Consider the following 14,560-nt stretch of genomic DNA (forward strand, 5'->3'; position numbering starts at 1 on the left):
ATCAAGATAGGATTATTATTCGTCACTTTCGCTTTTTTCATTCATAGCATATGTTGAGGTAGACTTACAAAAGTCTACCTCAACATATAATTTAATTAATATATACGCTTTGAACCTAAGTATCTTTGTTTCCAATAGGAACTATTAAGCTCATCAATCGTAACCCCGTTAGATAAACCGGAATGAATAAATTTTCCATCTCCTATATAAATACCAGCATGAGATGGCCCTGGTTTGTATGTCTCGAAAAATACGATATCACCTACAGAAGGTGAATCTACAGGGGTTCCGAAGTTCCATATATCACTAACAGTACGAGGGATTGAAATGTTTTCTTGATTAAAAATGTATTGTAAAAATCCACTACAATCAAAGCCGCTTGGTGTAGTACCACCCCATACATATGGGGTACCGATTAAATCCTGTGCAGCAGAAATTGCGCTTGTATAGTTAGTACTCTTCACTTCAACTTGCTGAACTTCCTTCTTCTCACTAGCTGATGACGAATTACTAATTTCTTCATCAACCTCTTGTTGCTCTGATTCGTATAATGTAGTAAGAGACTCTGCCGTAATTTCACTAGTTAAATCAATATCATGCTCATCCTCTGCCACTTCAATAGCTTTTTTTGTAAGCGGACCATACATTCCATCAATTTCACCCTCATAATAACCAAAAAACTGTAATGATTCCTGAACTATTTTCACATCCGCACTGTGCATTCCAGGATATATGGATTCAGTTAAATGTTCTAGTTTCTTTATATGTTCTTTTATTTCGACTTGAATAAGAGCATATATAGTTTCCTTATCTGCTTGACCAGAGATCGATATATTATGAGCCCTTTGAAACTTTTTGAGTGCATGTTCTGTTAAGATACCAAGTTCTCCGTCAATTTCATCATCGTAGTAGGATAAATTATTTAATTTTTGCTGTAATACTTTTACAGACTCACCATGATCTCCATATTGTATTTGCTCTGCTTCAAGTAATAATTTGTTTTGAAGGACTGGATAGGCATCTACATAAACTGCGAACGGCTGACTAACTACATAGCTGTATAGAAATGTATGCTTGGCGATGCGTTCTACAGTACCATTTAGCATGCTAATATCCCCTTTCTTTTATTGGATCTTCTTTAACTAGATTTATGGCTTAAAAATTGTTTTTATGAATTACGTTTATGTTACAATAAACGAAACAATAGGTTGGGGGAAGACACATGCATAAAGGTGAACAAGCTTACTTAGATTTATGTAGATCTATTTTAGATAATGGAACTAAAAAAGAAGATCGAACAGGGACTGGAACCTACTCCATATTTGCTCATCAAATGCGGTTTGATTTACAAGAAGGTTTTCCATTATTAACGACAAAAAAAGTACCTTTCCGTTTGGTAGCTAGTGAATTACTTTGGTTTATTAAAGGGGATACTAATATAAGATATTTACTTGCTAACAACAATAACATTTGGAACGAATGGGCATTTAAAAAATGGATTGAAAGCTCGGAATATAACGGACCTGATATGACCGATTTTGGTAATCGTAGCTTAAAAGATCCAGAATTTAAGAAGGTATATGACGTGCAGATGGAAGCATTCAAACAAAAAGTTCTGCAAGATAATACATTTGCCGAAAAATATGGCGAATTAGGATCTGTTTACGGGAAACAATGGCGTGACTGGAAGACGACACAAAATGAAACCATTGATCAATTAAAGGATGTAATTCATTCTATTCGTACGAATCCGGATTCTCGAAGACATATTGTTTCGGCGTGGAATCCAGAAGATATACCAAATATGGCTTTACCGCCTTGCCATACATTATTTCAATTTTATGTTGCGGATGGTAAATTATCATGTCAACTTTACCAACGAAGTGCGGATGTGTTTCTGGGAGTTCCGTTTAATATTGCGAGCTATGCATTATTAACGCATTTAATTGCTCATGAATGTAATTTAGATGTTGGAGAGTTTGTTCATACTTTTGGAGATACACATATTTATGCAAACCATGTGGAACAGGTAAAGACGCAATTACAAAGAGACGTTCGAGAAATGCCAGTATTAAAGTTCAATAAAGATAAAGAATCTATATTTGATTTTGAGTTAAGTGATTTTGAATTGATTGGATATGATCCACATCCAACAATTAAAGCTCCGATAGCTGTTTAATAAAGGGGGATTAGTTTATGATATCACTATTATTAGCCATGGATAGAAATAATGTTATTGGTGCCAATAATGATCTACCATGGCATTTGCCAAATGATCTTAAATTCTTTAAGGAAGTGACGACCGGTAACACGATTATCATGGGAAGAAAAACTTTTGAATCAATTGGGAGATCACTTCCTAATAGAAGAAATGTCGTGCTATCACAGAACCAAACAGCTTTTCCGGATGGCGTTGAAGTCATTCGTGATATCGACACTATTTTGCAATGGAATGAAAGTAATCCAACAGAGGAGTATTTTGTAATAGGTGGAGGAGCATTATTTGAACAGATTTTGCCTTTTTCAGATCGGATGTATATTACAGAAATTGATGAAGCGTTTGAAGGTGATACATACTTCCCTGCAATTTCAATGGATGAATGGATACAAACATCCAAAATAAAAGGCGAGAAAAATGAAAAAAACCCATATGATTATTATTTCATCCAATATGATCGAAATAAATAATTATGGGGAGAGTAAAATGAAAATTTGCAGTGTCGTATTGTCCGGGGGGAAGTCTTCACGAATGGGGACAAATAAAGCATTATTAGAACTCCATGACAAAAAGGTTATTGAACATATTATAGAACAGCTGAATGATTGTGGTGATCAGATTGTCGTTGTTGCAAATGAGAAATCTGACTATGATTTTCTTAACGTCCCTATACTTAGTGATCGCTACCAAAATAAAGGACCTTTAGCTGGAATGGAAACGGTTATGTATCATGTAGAAGCAGACCTTTATTTATTTTCCGCATGTGACATGCCATTTGTTGCCCCACAGATTTATCATTATTTAATGGATCATTTAGTGGATAAAGATGCGATAGTTCCAGTGTTTCAAGATCATATACATCCACTATCTGGGATATATAAACGAAGTTGTCTACCTTTCATTCAGGAGTTGATTCATAACAATCAATTAAGCGTTCGGAATCTATTTAAACATATGAATGTTACGTTTGTTGAAGACTACGCTGGAATTCCTAGTGATAAATTGAAAAAACATTTTTTTAATATGAATCATCCTTCTGATTATGAAAAAGCTAAGTTATTACAGTAGGTTGTGAATAATGAGACAAACGTGTTAAAATAAAATTTGACTATATTTGAACATTATATGTATTTTTTCATTTTACATAGATGATTCACTCGTTTTCCAGTATAATGAAGATAATTATTAAAAGAAGGTGTAATATATGTTTAGTGGTATTGGCTTTCCAGGTTTGATCTTAATATTAATTATTGCTCTGGTTATTTTCGGTCCTAAAAAATTACCGGAAATAGGGAAGGCAGCAGGTCAAACATTACGTGAATTTAAGAAGTCTACGAAAGACTTAACAGATGATGTTTCAGATGAAATTAAAGATGCAAGAGATATTGTGCAAGGTAAAGAAAAGTAAATCTTTGGGAGTGAAGTAAATGTTTAGTAGTATTGGTTTCCCAGGGTTAATTTTAATTCTTATTGTAGCATTAGTTATTTTTGGTCCTGCAAAACTCCCCGAAATAGGGAAGGCATTCGGGACTTCGCTTAAAGAGTTTAAAAACGCTACAAAAGATATTGTTTCAGATGATGAATCATCAGCTAAAAAGTAATGAAAAAGGTGTAAGGGGGTTAACCTTGCATCTTCTTTTATGTTTATATTAATATAAGCCCTTTATGTAAGTAGGAGTGTGGAGAATGGCTAGTAATGACACGCAATTTAATGATAAAGAAATGAATTTAACAGGGCATTTAACGGAGTTAAGGAATAGGTTGATTGTAACGATTTTGATCTTTATCGCATTTTTTATATTCGGATTTATTTATGTAGAAGAAATATACCATTTCTTTACATCTAATTTAGATTTTCAGCTAAATATACTTAGTCCAGGTGAAGCGGTGTGGCTGTATTTTACAATTGCTGGTTTAGTTGCTTTAGTTGGTACGCTGCCTATTTTAGCTTATCAAATATGGGCCTTTATTAAACCGGGACTAACTCCAAAAGAACAAAAAGCCTCACTTCCGTATATTCCAGCCATTTTCTTTCTATTTATTGCTGGTTTAGTATTTGGCTATATCATGTTTATCTATCTTATACTACCGTTTCTACTTAGCTTAAGTGAAGGTATGTTTAATGAGATGTTTACAACAGAAAAGTATTTCAAATTTGTACTGCGTGTGACGCTACCATTTGCAATTCTGTTTGAAATACCGATCATTTCTATGTTTTTAACAAGCTTAGGTTTACTAACGCCAGATTTTATGCGAAAAACAAGGAAGTACGCTTATTTTGTATTAATTATTATTGGGACAATGTTAACGCCACCAGATTTTATTCTCCCAATTATTATTGCAGTACCGTTAATTATTTTGTATGAAATAAGCATTTATTTATCTAAAATTGTTTACCGTAAAAAACAAGCAAAGCATGAAGAATTCATGAAACAAGACTCTGTTTGATCGTAAGGAGGGGATAAACTTGAGATCGTTTTATCATTTTATGATGTCTTATCGAGGAAAGAAAAAAACAGATGATCAAAGTCAACTTGCTGATTGGATGTTTCATGAACATAATTTTCCAAAACAAGCTACCTCCTATAATGAAGTTAGTAACTATTTAGAATTATACAGTCCTTTCTCAAATGCGATTACAGTGTTTGATGAATTATGGGATGTCTATCAAATGAAAGAGAATGCGTAACTGAGAAAAGCTGTCCTACCGTTTAGGACAGCTTTTCTACATTTATTATATTAACAAAATGAAACACTTGATTGTTTAAATGGACTTGATGTTGCTCTTTATTAATTTTAATTTTTCCGTTGTAATGATTGATATAGCCATCTTCAAAAATTGCTAGCCTAACTTCTTCTTCATGTATACAAGCATCGACTAATCGTTGATTAATCATTTCAACCTCTTGTTCATCTAAGATCGGTCTAATTATTTTCCGATCCTCTTTCTCCATATCTTTTAATATTTTCACGTGTTCCGGGAGCATTAAAGACGTCCATTTAATGGATCCTCGATCATGTACCATAATGCAACACCTCCATCACTATTATAACCAAACATTTGTTCTGTTATCAACAATTAATTGAAATGCTTTGAACGAAGTTGGAATTTAATCAAACGTTTGATTAATAAGTAACGGGATCACCGTATTGTTAAACTCCATTATTCGAACAATTTCGACTTTATTCTAGGTTATTTATTAAAAATATGTTAGTTTCTGCGGTTACCCGGGAAATATAATGGATTATTTTCAGCATTGGAAGGGATTATTTTTCATAACTGTTATTTTTGCCTACACTCATTATTGAATTGTACGTACAATAGACTAGAGTTTATTATGGAAAAGAGGGATAGCGATGGTATTTCCGCCACGAGGTCCGGGTAATTTTTTTCAAAGTGGTATGCAACCAAATAACTTTATGTTTCCGCAACAAGCTGTAAATCAAATGCCACAAGGAGGAATACAAGGGTTAATTCAGCGTTTCTTACAACCAGGTTCATCCATTACAGGTGGGGCTGCAAATAGTGTAGGAGGTATGGGAGGCATTACAAATACGCTTAATAATGTACAACAAGTATTAAAAATGGTTGAATCAACAGCTCCCGTAATTAAACAATATGGTCCAATGGTTAAAAACCTCCCAGCGATGTATAAAATGATGAAAGCCTTCAAGGATCTTGAGAGTACAGAAGGAGACGAGGAAGAAAGCTCTACAAAAGAAAGTAGTGCGAAAGAAAGTTCGAGTCAAGATGACTTGGATAGTATATTTGAAAGCACAGATGAGTCTCTAAGTTTAGAATCAAGTGTGCAACCAGTTAAAAGAAGGAGCGGGAATGGGCAATCAACACCAAAATTATTTATATAACTAAAAACACTCCACTTGATTTTTCATGCGAAAACAGGAAGAATAGTACTAGAACGTATTAATGGAGGTAGGATAATGGCGACAAGTGAAGTAGCAACTTTTGCAGGTGGGTGTTTTTGGTGTATGGTGGAACCATTTGATCAACGTCCGGGAATCATTCGTGTGATTTCTGGATATACAGGTGGAGAAGTTGAAAACCCAACATATGAACAAGTATGCTCCAATACAACTGGTCATGTTGAGGCGGTTCAAATTACATTCGATCCGGCTATTATGGCATACGAAGACCTAGTCGAAACCTTTTGGCAGCAAATTGATCCGACTGATCCAGGCGGTCAATTTAATGATAGAGGAGAATCCTATCAAACGGCTATTTTTTATCATAACGAGAAGCAAAAAGAAACTGCTGAACATTCGAAACAGGAATTAGAATTAAGTGGTAAGTTTTCTAAGCCAATTGCTACTAAAATTCTTCCAGCTATGCCGTTCTATAAAGCGGAGGAAAAGCATCAAGACTATTACAAAAAGCAATCTTTCCATTATCGTCTTTACAAAAAAGGCTCTGGCAGAGAAGATTTTATTAAAGATACATGGAGAATGGATAAAAGTGATTTAAAACAAAAGCTAACACCTATGCAATATCATGTTACACAAGAAAATGGGACAGAACAGCCGTTTCAGAACGAATACTGGGATAATCAAGAAGAGGGAATTTATGTAGATGTCGTTTCTGGAAAAGCTTTATTTTCTTCAACTGATCAATATGACGCGGGATGTGGATGGCCAAGCTTTACGAAGCCAATCGATCGTTATGAGGTTGAGGAGAATACAGATACTTCACATGGAATGGTTCGTACGGAAATTCGAAGTAAAACTGCCAACTCACACCTTGGCCATGTGTTTGAAGATGGTCCAAAAGAGAAAGGTGGATTAAGATATTGTATGAATTCTGCCGCCATGCGTTTTGTTCCAAAGGATAAGATGGAAGAAGAAGGATACGGAAAATATTTATTTATATTTGCTAACAAATAATGAGTTTTCGATAATATTATTATGTAAACTAGTTGGAGGAATACGTTTATGAATCACTATAATTGGGAGAACAAGGAAACAATCAAACAAATTGAATGTGTACATGCTAATGCGAAAAAATTTATTGTCCATAATAAATTAACACCAGGGAAAAGATACGATGTTAAAAATGAAACAGATGAATTTTATTTCATTATAGATAACAGTAATCGTATAGGTGGATTTTTAAAGGATTATTTCAAGGAAGTTAACTAACAGGTGATAACACCACCTGTTAGTTTTTTTGGTTGATTTTTAAATGCGGTTTTATAGCATTCAGTTCAAGAAGATTTGAAAAGTGAAAAACTCACTCAAAAGTTTTACTCACTGTTTCTTTCTACATCACAAAAGTAGACGCGGAATTTTACGATTGGTAAATAGTTAATCGTATGAGAAATTTACAAATAGGTGAATATATGAGTAAATACTTGAAAGATAAAGGGATGTTAGGTAGTATATAATTACTATATAATGGCATTATCTATGAATTTTTTATAATGTGGTATGAAGGAGGAGTCTTACATGGCTTTTATAATTACATCACCGTGTAAAACGGAAAAAGCCGGTGAATGTGTTGAAGTGTGTCCGGTAGATTGTATTGAAGAGGGAAAGGACATGTTCTACATCGACCCAGATATATGTATAGATTGTGGTGCATGTGAAGCAGTGTGTCCGGTTGAAGCGATCTATATGGAAGATGAAGTACCAGAAGAAGAAAATGAATATATTACCTTAAACCGTAAATTTTTTGAAGATAGATAATTGAGATCTCTCTCTACTTATACTAAACCGCTGCAATGACTTTTGTAGCGGTTTTATATATTTATTCCATATAATCTCTCCTTAATTGTTGATTCATCTTATTTCCTGAACTGGTAATACTATAACTAACATATGAAGGAGGAATAGCTATGAGTGATAACCAAATGCCGCAATTTCCCGAACCCTACTGGAGGGATTCAATACAACTTCCGGCATTTCCCAAATTAGAAGAATCCGTACAAACGGATGTTGGTATTGTTGGTGGTGGAATAACCGGTATAACCGCGGCGTATTTACTAGCTAAACAAAATATAAAGGTTACTTTATTGGATGCTGGGGTATTATTAAATGGTACAACCGGTCACACTACCGCTAAAATAACCGCACAGCATGGATTAATTTATGATGAGTTTATTCAGCATTTTGGAATGGAAAAAGCTTTACAATATTATAAAGCAACAACAGAGGCAAAAGAATTAATTGAAAACAACATATCCAAATACAAAATTGATTGTGATTACACCAAAGAAGATGCTTATATTTATACGAATTCGGAACAATATGTATCGCAATTGGAAACAGAGTTAAAAGCATATGAAAAACTCAAAATCGATGGACAACTACTTGAAGATATACCATTGGACTTAGATGTTAAATCAGCATTAGTTATGAAAAATCAAGCGCAATTTCACCCCTTGAAATATTTGAAAGCGTTGATAAATGAAGCTGAAAAAAATGGTGCTCAATTTTTTGAAAACACTACTGCTGTTGACGTAGAATATAACAAACATCCTGCCATTATTACAAGGGATGGTAAAAGAGTTGTTTGTCGATATGTTATAGTCGCATCCCATTTTCCGTTCTATGATAGACAAAGCTTCTATTTTGCAAGAATGTATCCAGATAGATCGTATGTTATGGCAATAAAAACAGATCAAACATTTCCAGGTGGTATGTATATAAATGCAGAATCGCCTACACGATCTATTCGGACAACTAAAATGAATGGGGAGAAACTTTGGTTAATAGGTGGAGAGCATCACAAGACAGGTCAAGGAAAAACAACTATTGAACACTACAACGCATTAAAGGATTTTGCCACTGATAATTTTGGAGTTACAGATATTCCATACAGATGGTCCGCACAAGACTATACAACATTAGATAAGATGCCGTTTATTGGAAAAATAACAGAAGATGAGGATTCGGTATTTGTTGCGACAGGTTTTAGGAAATGGGGTATAACTAACGGCACCATTGCCGCTAAACTTATAAGTGATAAAATCATTCATGGTGAGAATGAATATGAAGAATTATACTCTCCATCAAGGTTTCAAGCTGATCCTTCCCTTCGTAAATTTACGAGTATAAATGCTGATGTGGCCAGACATATGATTAAAGGTAAATTAGAATTTACCAATGATAACGTTAAAGAACTATCTCCTGATGACGCAATTATCACTAGAGTTAATGGGAAGCGCACAGGAGTATATAAAGATAAGGATAGCAAATTACATGCTTTGGATACGACATGTACACATATGGGATGTGAAGTTGAATGGAATTCTGGTGATAGAACATGGGATTGTCCTTGTCATGGTTCCCGATTTTCCTATACAGGTGATGTAGTAGAGGGTCCTGCCAAACGACCACTACCAAAGGTTGAATTGAACGGTAAAAAATAAGCAGTCATTAGGCTGCTTATTTTTTAACTATAATAAAACTGGGATATGAAATCGATAAAATCATGATCTGCTAAATGTTCATGCTTATATAAAATATACATGGATGCTTTCGGTGTTTCTATAAATTGTATTGGTACTTCTATTAGTCTACCTTCCATAATTTCTCGATGGATAATGGATTTCGGAAAGAAACTAACACCAATTCCCTCTAAAACAAATCTTTTTGTAATATACGATTGATTTACTTTCATTAACTGTAACGTAGAAACCTTCTCATTTAGTTGGTTTTTTATACTTTCCCAATAGGTAGGGTGATTATCTGTAAATAAGATATTTTCTTCTAATAACTCCTTAGCATCAATAATTGGTCCTGATTCCATATCATAACCATCATGCCTACATACAAGACTAATGGACTCTTCATGGAACTTAACAGAGGTAATGTTGGAATATCCTGGCATACAAGATAAACCTATATCAACCTCGCCATTCTCGACTACTTTAGGAATGTCAATAGATTCTTTAACGGTGATTGATAACTCAACGTGTGGATTAGAATCAATATATTTATGAATGATTGTAGGAAGAATCGTATCTGCTAGCATCGGCGAAATAGCAAGTCTGAATAATTTTTGATAACCTTGTTTAAACCGTTGTACTACTCCCATACTTTTTTCGTACTGTTCGACCATTTGTTTTGCTTCCGTGTAAAATAATCTGCCGAACTCTGTTATAATTATATTTCTACCCTGTTTCGCAAATAACTTTCCTCCAAGATCCTTTTCTAATTGCCTCATTTGGAATGTGATGGCTGGCTGTGTAAGATAAAGCTCCTCAGCTACCATACGGAAATTTTCATATTCAGCAGCCATTAAAAACATTCTCAATGCTTTGATATCCATATATATTCCCTCATTAATAAATTATATTAATCATTATACTAAAAATTATTAAATTTTAATAATTATTCACTTGGATTATACTGAAATAAAAGGGAAGGGGAGAATGTACAAATGTACCAACCAGGATTAAAGGGTATTATTGCAGCAGAAACGGAATTAAGTTATATCAATGGGGAAAAGGGAGAATTACTTTATCGTGGGATACCGGTTCACGATTTTGTTCATAATTATTCATGTGAAGAAACGGCTTTTTACTTGTTAAACGGAAGAACAGCACATGCTTCTGAATTAGCAAACTTAAGATCTAAATTAATAGCTTACAGAAATATTCCTTCATATGTGGAAGAGATTATTGATGTTTTACCACGTGATTTATCCATGATGGATGTCTTGAGAACAGCGATATCATCGTTAGAAATGTCGAGAAATATGAAAAACTATGAAATTGCATTGAATCTTATCGCTGTATTTCCAACGATTATCGCTTACCGTTACCGGAGTATAAATAATCTCCCTAGAATTCAACCAGCTTCAGACAACTTAAACCATGTTGAAAATTTCATGTATATGCTTACAGGTGAAGTAAGTAAAACGAAGGCTCAAATACTTGAAAAGTACTTGATATTAACGATGGAACATGGTTTAAATGCTTCTACTTTTGCAGCAAGAGTGACCATCTCGACGGAAAGTGACCTTGTTGCTGCGATTACAAGTGCATTGGGCACCATGAAAGGGCCATTACATGGTGGAGCACCAACAGGAGTAATCAATTTATTAGAAGAAATAAGTTCAAATGATCGAATACATGAGGTCATCACAACAAAACTTGCAAATAAACAACGGATAATGGGATTTGGTCACAGAGTTTACAAAACGGTTGATCCTCGTGCTGAAGCTTTAAAAGAAACAATTTTAAAACTAGACGATGTACCTAAATGGATTGAACTAGCGATGGAAACGGAACAAGAAACAATAAAAATACTGCAACAGCACAAACCAAATCAACAACTATACACAAATGTAGAATATTATGCAGCCGCTATCATGAAGACACTTGAATTAGATCCAGAGTTATTTACAGCAATTTTTAGTTCTAGTCGAATTGTTGGCTGGTGTGCACATGCAATAGAACAATTAGATAACAATATACTATATAGACCAGATGTAAAATATATTGGAAAAAAATAACGCTATTAAAATTGCGTTATTTTTTTCGTTTATCTCACTATCACAAGTATACTTTGTATTTGAGATAAGATATCTAGTTTTTAAGTTAAGTTCCTATAATATATATTATGTAAACTAGAAAAATATTTAAATAAACACTAATTATCGCCCTTTGACTAATAACATAAATCTGTTGCTTTTCATAACACAAAAGTGTTGCGTTTCCTCCCTCGCTAAATTTGCACACTTCTTTAAGTGCAGATTCACACTATTATGTACAGATTTTGAAACAAAAATGCCTAATTCCTCCGACCTTTTAGTGAGAAATTAGGCTTTTGATGTTCAGCAAATGCGCCCTTTTGCGGAAGAAAATTTCACGGTTTATTTGGTTAAATTAAAGGACTTTATTTGCCCAATACCTGCAGATCGTTCCATCATTATTATCAAAGAAAAAAGCCTAACCTTGTTCAATAAGATTAAAAAAGTCTGGATGTTGTGCTTTCTAAGTTTTTACTTCCCAAACATTTTTAACTAATATACAAAAAACATGCTTTGACATCGTCTAAAGCATGGAAATTTTTTAAACTAATATAATCTGCTAAGTTGATTTTTAGCTCATCCGTTTATTGAATTCATTAACTGAAAGAAGTATTCTGGTTTATGAGTTTTATTTAGGTTATACCATGAATGCAATGTATCTGGTGCAAATACATCTAATTTTTCCAGTACTTCCTTCGTAAATTCCAGAGGGGCTACTCCTGATGCAGTAACCAAATTCTCACCAGATACTGCAGGTCTCATTTCATAAAATTTTTCTCCTTTATAATTAGGACAAACCATTTTAAGATACTCTAAATCATTGCTTGTATGCTTTCTTGAATCTAGGTACCCAAAATTCGCTAGTCCCTCAGTTGCACCACAAATTGCAGTAACTATAGTCCCAAGCTTTAAAGCATCGCCTATTTTTTTCAAGATAGGTTGATGGATATTTTCTCCCCAAGTATTCCCTCCAGGTAAAACTAAAAGATCTTTATTCTCAAGAGTACACTCATTTAAGGAAATATCTGGTTTTACGTTCAGTCCTCCCATCGTAGTAATGATTTCTTTATTAGCGCCTACTGTAATTACTTTGAAAGGTGCTAAATCCCTTTTGAAATATCTTCCTGAGTTTAGTTCAGCAATTAAATATCCATATTCCCAGTCTGACATTGAATCAAATACATAAAGATAAACTTTTTTTGCTTGCATCCAATAACACTCCCATCACAATTGATATAGCCTATTATAATATAACTTCCCTGACAGCTAACGTCAGGGAAGTTATCATTTTTGATGAAATTTTATTAGATCTGACAGAACTTCAATAAGTCTTTTCTTAAGACTTATTGGCTCAACAATTTGAATTGATTTACCATACGGCAAAAGTAAATAAGGTACATATGTATACATCATATCTTTTTCAAGATGAATTACTGCTTGATTTGAAGTCCGTTTTTGTAAATAAATGTCCTAAAAACCAATGTTGGCAAATATCACCCAACGTCTACCCTTCTAATAGATAGTCCTTAAAATATTGTAAAGGTCTTGTTGCACCATCTTTAAAACTACTTGTGAAAACCGTTATCAATTGATAGTCAGGTGCGACAATAATATACTGTCCTTCATGTCCAATCGCCAAAAAAATCCTACCTACTTGATTGTCGGGTGTTATGTTCCACCAATGATATGCGTATGAATAATTATTATCTGTTTTGACCTTTGAACTTGTAGATTCCACAATCCAATGATATGGCACGATTTGTTTAGATTTCCATAATCCATTTTTTAAATATAGTGTACCGAATTTTAACATATCAACTGTTTTCATCGTTAATCCGAATCCACCAATGGCTATACCTTGAGCATCACGGTTCCAGTTATAATCTGTTATTCCTAGTGGTTTAAATAAATTCTCTTTAGCGAAGACTGCTGTATTTAATCCAGTAGTCTTTTGTAAGATTGCACTTAATAATTGTGAAGAACCACAACTGTAGACCATTTCATTTCCAGGAGGATGATCAATGTCCTGCTGCAATACAAAATTGACCCAATTTTTGCTTGGTATCATACCGTTATTACCCGGCCAGTGTAATCCTGAAGTCATTGTCAGCAGATGCTTAATTGTAATTCTCTCATTTTCTTTATCTTTATTAAATTCCGGAAAGTAATGAATTATTGGCGTGTTAACATTTTCGATGAACCCTTTGTCAATCGCAATTCCAATCAGTGCGGATAAGATGCTTTTTGTAACAGAATATATTTTATGCTGTTTTTCTTTCATTTTATTGTTTCGATAATATTCAACAATCACGGTATTATTCTTCTGTACAAGGACACTATCAATTTTATCTTTTTTTATTATTTTTTCAAAATCGGTTAAAGATTTCATTCTCTTGGGTCCCCCTTATATATTAATCCAAAATCTCTTTTCTTCTTTTTTAATTCAAATCCAATTGCTCTGGACGGGGTGTCATTTTTTCATAAGGTAAATTAGTAATCATTAGAGATAAGATGGTGCCCCCTCTAATAATAAATAGATATCCAGCTATAACGTAAAGAATAAAAGATAAAAGATTACCCTATAAACCCGTCTTTCTTTTCATTAACTAGCTTGTCAGTTTGAAAATAAAAGTCAGTTAAAACATGACTTAATATAAGTAGACTGATTAAAAGTACTGCAAACATTGCCTTACCTCACTTCTATTCCAATTGTATCAAACATGAACACTACAAAATATGACCTCTAGAAGTAATACGCACTAAACATGACCTATAGAGGTCATGTTTTTATATATGATTTCTATAGGTCATGCGTTGCCTTTCAAAGACCTTAGATGAAAATGTCTATT

Annotated in this window: 19 protein-coding genes and 1 pseudogene; 13 read left to right on the forward strand and 7 right to left on the reverse strand. The window is 33.8% G+C overall.

Annotated elements, in window-relative coordinates; translation table 11 throughout:
* Positions 1-95: 95 nt before the first annotated feature.
* On the reverse strand, positions 96-1,106 hold the full coding sequence (locus ACFSTA_RS13500; RefSeq protein ID WP_377557258.1) for a C40 family peptidase: 1,011 nt from the start codon (positions 1,104-1,106) through the stop codon (positions 96-98).
* Between the two features lie 116 nt (positions 1,107-1,222).
* On the opposite strand from ACFSTA_RS13500, the gene ACFSTA_RS13505 reads away from it, so the two are divergent.
* From ACFSTA_RS13505 to ACFSTA_RS13535, 7 genes are all read left to right on the forward strand, one after another.
* The gene (locus tag ACFSTA_RS13505) at positions 1,223-2,179 is read left to right on the forward strand and encodes a thymidylate synthase (protein WP_377557259.1); all 957 of its coding nucleotides are present in this window, start codon (positions 1,223-1,225) and stop codon (positions 2,177-2,179) included.
* Between the two features lie 17 nt (positions 2,180-2,196).
* On the forward strand, positions 2,197-2,688 hold the full coding sequence (locus tag ACFSTA_RS13510) for a dihydrofolate reductase (RefSeq protein WP_377557260.1): 492 nt from the start codon (positions 2,197-2,199) through the stop codon (positions 2,686-2,688).
* A 16-nt stretch (positions 2,689-2,704) separates the two neighbouring features.
* On the forward strand, positions 2,705-3,286 hold the full coding sequence (gene mobA / locus ACFSTA_RS13515) for a molybdenum cofactor guanylyltransferase (protein ID WP_377557384.1): 582 nt from the start codon (positions 2,705-2,707) through the stop codon (positions 3,284-3,286).
* A 136-nt stretch (positions 3,287-3,422) separates the two neighbouring features.
* Complete coding sequence (locus tag ACFSTA_RS13520; RefSeq protein WP_377557261.1) at positions 3,423-3,626, forward strand: twin-arginine translocase TatA/TatE family subunit; 204 nt, start codon at positions 3,423-3,425, stop codon at positions 3,624-3,626.
* A 19-nt stretch (positions 3,627-3,645) separates the two neighbouring features.
* Positions 3,646-3,819, forward strand: coding sequence for a twin-arginine translocase TatA/TatE family subunit (locus ACFSTA_RS13525; RefSeq protein ID WP_377557262.1), 174 nt, complete (start codon positions 3,646-3,648; stop codon positions 3,817-3,819).
* Between the two features lie 85 nt (positions 3,820-3,904).
* On the forward strand, positions 3,905-4,666 hold the full coding sequence (gene tatC / locus ACFSTA_RS13530) for a twin-arginine translocase subunit TatC (RefSeq protein WP_377557263.1): 762 nt from the start codon (positions 3,905-3,907) through the stop codon (positions 4,664-4,666).
* Positions 4,667-4,685: 19 nt separating this feature from the next.
* On the forward strand, positions 4,686-4,907 hold the full coding sequence (locus ACFSTA_RS13535) for a YozE family protein (RefSeq protein ID WP_377557264.1): 222 nt from the start codon (positions 4,686-4,688) through the stop codon (positions 4,905-4,907).
* A 22-nt stretch (positions 4,908-4,929) separates the two neighbouring features.
* Here the strand turns inward: ACFSTA_RS13535 and ACFSTA_RS13540 are convergent, their stop codons facing one another.
* Complete coding sequence (locus tag ACFSTA_RS13540) at positions 4,930-5,244, reverse strand: YolD-like family protein (protein ID WP_377557265.1); 315 nt, start codon at positions 5,242-5,244, stop codon at positions 4,930-4,932.
* A gap of 331 nt (positions 5,245-5,575) precedes the next feature.
* Between ACFSTA_RS13540 and vrrA the strand changes: the two genes are divergently transcribed.
* The 5 genes from vrrA (at position 5,576) to ACFSTA_RS13565 (ending at position 9,603) form a co-directional block, all read left to right on the forward strand.
* Positions 5,576-6,085: a VrrA/YqfQ family protein gene (gene vrrA, locus ACFSTA_RS13545; protein WP_377557266.1), complete on the forward strand. Its 510-nt coding sequence runs from the start codon at positions 5,576-5,578 to the stop codon at positions 6,083-6,085.
* A gap of 75 nt (positions 6,086-6,160) precedes the next feature.
* Positions 6,161-7,117, forward strand: a complete 957-nt coding sequence (gene msrB, locus ACFSTA_RS13550) for a peptide-methionine (R)-S-oxide reductase MsrB (protein ID WP_377557267.1) — start codon at positions 6,161-6,163, stop codon at positions 7,115-7,117.
* Between the two features lie 48 nt (positions 7,118-7,165).
* Positions 7,166-7,372, forward strand: coding sequence for a DUF6501 family protein (locus ACFSTA_RS13555; protein WP_377557268.1), 207 nt, complete (start codon positions 7,166-7,168; stop codon positions 7,370-7,372).
* 306 nt (positions 7,373-7,678) lie between these two features.
* Positions 7,679-7,918: a 4Fe-4S dicluster domain-containing protein gene (locus ACFSTA_RS13560; RefSeq protein WP_377557269.1), complete on the forward strand. Its 240-nt coding sequence runs from the start codon at positions 7,679-7,681 to the stop codon at positions 7,916-7,918.
* Between the two features lie 149 nt (positions 7,919-8,067).
* Positions 8,068-9,603 (forward strand): FAD-dependent oxidoreductase, encoded by a 1,536-nt coding sequence (locus tag ACFSTA_RS13565; protein WP_377557270.1) that lies wholly within the window; start codon positions 8,068-8,070, stop codon positions 9,601-9,603.
* Between the two features lie 23 nt (positions 9,604-9,626).
* Here ACFSTA_RS13565 and ACFSTA_RS13570 read toward each other — a convergent pair whose 3' ends face one another.
* Positions 9,627-10,505: a LysR family transcriptional regulator gene (locus ACFSTA_RS13570; RefSeq protein ID WP_377557271.1), complete on the reverse strand. Its 879-nt coding sequence runs from the start codon at positions 10,503-10,505 to the stop codon at positions 9,627-9,629.
* Between the two features lie 111 nt (positions 10,506-10,616).
* Here ACFSTA_RS13570 and ACFSTA_RS13575 point away from each other — a divergent pair, with 111 nt between their 5' ends.
* On the forward strand, positions 10,617-11,693 hold the full coding sequence (locus ACFSTA_RS13575; protein WP_377557272.1) for a citrate/2-methylcitrate synthase: 1,077 nt from the start codon (positions 10,617-10,619) through the stop codon (positions 11,691-11,693).
* A gap of 594 nt (positions 11,694-12,287) precedes the next feature.
* Here ACFSTA_RS13575 and ACFSTA_RS13580 read toward each other — a convergent pair.
* The 4 genes and pseudogenes from ACFSTA_RS13580 to ACFSTA_RS13595 form a co-directional block, all read right to left on the reverse strand.
* Entirely contained in the window at positions 12,288-12,920 is a 633-nt protein-coding gene (locus ACFSTA_RS13580) for a type 1 glutamine amidotransferase family protein (protein WP_377557273.1), read from the reverse strand.
* Between the two features lie 75 nt (positions 12,921-12,995).
* Positions 12,996-13,212 (reverse strand): annotated as a pseudogene (locus tag ACFSTA_RS13585) (DNA-binding transcriptional regulator); the annotation flags it as partial.
* A gap of 3 nt (positions 13,213-13,215) precedes the next feature.
* Positions 13,216-14,100 (reverse strand): serine hydrolase domain-containing protein, encoded by an 885-nt coding sequence (locus ACFSTA_RS13590; RefSeq protein WP_377557274.1) that lies wholly within the window; start codon positions 14,098-14,100, stop codon positions 13,216-13,218.
* Between the two features lie 185 nt (positions 14,101-14,285).
* Positions 14,286-14,396 carry a DUF3307 domain-containing protein gene (locus ACFSTA_RS13595; protein WP_377557276.1) on the reverse strand — a complete coding sequence of 37 codons (111 nt, stop codon included), beginning with the start codon at positions 14,394-14,396 and terminating at the stop codon, positions 14,286-14,288.
* Positions 14,397-14,560: the final 164 nt, after the last annotated feature.

It is taken from the genome of Ornithinibacillus salinisoli (genome assembly GCF_042684965.1).
Classification (GTDB): domain Bacteria; phylum Bacillota; class Bacilli; order Bacillales; family Amphibacillaceae; genus Ornithinibacillus; species Ornithinibacillus salinisoli.

Excerpts from the sequence above, each read along its gene's own strand:
- ACFSTA_RS13560 (WP_377557269.1), top strand. The coding sequence starts at position 7,679 with ATGGCTTTTATAATTACATCACCGTGTAAAACGGAAAAAGCCGGTGAA.
- ACFSTA_RS13510 (WP_377557260.1), top strand. The coding sequence starts at position 2,197 with ATGATATCACTATTATTAGCCATGGATAGAAATAATGTTATTGGTGCC.
- ACFSTA_RS13525 (WP_377557262.1), top strand. The coding sequence starts at position 3,646 with ATGTTTAGTAGTATTGGTTTCCCAGGGTTAATTTTAATTCTTATTGTA.
- tatC (WP_377557263.1), top strand. The coding sequence starts at position 3,905 with ATGGCTAGTAATGACACGCAATTTAATGATAAAGAAATGAATTTAACA.
- ACFSTA_RS13575 (WP_377557272.1), top strand. The coding sequence starts at position 10,617 with ATGTACCAACCAGGATTAAAGGGTATTATTGCAGCAGAAACGGAATTA.
- ACFSTA_RS13595 (WP_377557276.1), bottom strand. The coding sequence starts at position 14,396 with ATGTTTGCAGTACTTTTAATCAGTCTACTTATATTAAGTCATGTTTTA.
- ACFSTA_RS13505 (WP_377557259.1), top strand. The coding sequence starts at position 1,223 with ATGCATAAAGGTGAACAAGCTTACTTAGATTTATGTAGATCTATTTTA.
- ACFSTA_RS13540 (WP_377557265.1), bottom strand. The coding sequence starts at position 5,244 with ATGGTACATGATCGAGGATCCATTAAATGGACGTCTTTAATGCTCCCG.
- ACFSTA_RS13520 (WP_377557261.1), top strand. The coding sequence starts at position 3,423 with ATGTTTAGTGGTATTGGCTTTCCAGGTTTGATCTTAATATTAATTATT.
- msrB (WP_377557267.1), top strand. The coding sequence starts at position 6,161 with ATGGCGACAAGTGAAGTAGCAACTTTTGCAGGTGGGTGTTTTTGGTGT.
- ACFSTA_RS13500 (WP_377557258.1), bottom strand. The coding sequence starts at position 1,106 with ATGCTAAATGGTACTGTAGAACGCATCGCCAAGCATACATTTCTATAC.
- ACFSTA_RS13580 (WP_377557273.1), bottom strand. The coding sequence starts at position 12,920 with ATGCAAGCAAAAAAAGTTTATCTTTATGTATTTGATTCAATGTCAGAC.
- vrrA (WP_377557266.1), top strand. The coding sequence starts at position 5,576 with ATGGTATTTCCGCCACGAGGTCCGGGTAATTTTTTTCAAAGTGGTATG.
- ACFSTA_RS13555 (WP_377557268.1), top strand. The coding sequence starts at position 7,166 with ATGAATCACTATAATTGGGAGAACAAGGAAACAATCAAACAAATTGAA.
- ACFSTA_RS13565 (WP_377557270.1), top strand. The coding sequence starts at position 8,068 with ATGAGTGATAACCAAATGCCGCAATTTCCCGAACCCTACTGGAGGGAT.
- ACFSTA_RS13590 (WP_377557274.1), bottom strand. The coding sequence starts at position 14,100 with ATGAAATCTTTAACCGATTTTGAAAAAATAATAAAAAAAGATAAAATT.
- ACFSTA_RS13570 (WP_377557271.1), bottom strand. The coding sequence starts at position 10,505 with ATGGATATCAAAGCATTGAGAATGTTTTTAATGGCTGCTGAATATGAA.
- mobA (WP_377557384.1), top strand. The coding sequence starts at position 2,705 with ATGAAAATTTGCAGTGTCGTATTGTCCGGGGGGAAGTCTTCACGAATG.